This is a genomic window from Aquitalea pelogenes, assembly GCF_001515305.1.
GTDB classification, from domain to species: Bacteria; Pseudomonadota; Gammaproteobacteria; order Burkholderiales; family Chromobacteriaceae; genus Aquitalea; species Aquitalea pelogenes.
Genome location: NZ_LNQV01000133.1, coordinates 1 through 282, shown reverse-complemented (window position 1 = coordinate 282; position 282 = coordinate 1). Strand labels below are relative to the sequence as shown.

Annotated in this window: 1 tRNA gene; it reads right to left on the bottom strand. The window is 50.4% G+C overall.

The features are described from left to right. Positions 1-202 precede the first annotated feature (202 nt). Positions 203-279 (bottom strand) — tRNA-Ile (locus AWT75_RS20535). Positions 280-282 lie beyond the last annotated feature (3 nt).

Sequence of the window (282 nt, the reverse complement as noted above, 5' to 3'; positions counted from 1 at the left end):
CCCCTGCTTGCAAAGCAGGTGCTCTCCCAACTGAGCTAATCCCCCTCTAAACCCGAAATACCGCGTTACATCGCTCCTCGTGTACATGATGTACACGTCGTCGCGCTGCGCCTTGTCTTTCGGCTTTATCTTTTTGTCCCAGATAGCATCTGAAACAAAAATGGATTATCCGTAGTGCTGTCTACAGCACCCAGATAAAAACTGGTGGGTCTGGAAGGACTCGAACCTTCGACCCCTGCGTTATCAACACAGTGCTCTAACCAGCTGAGCTACAAACCCAGT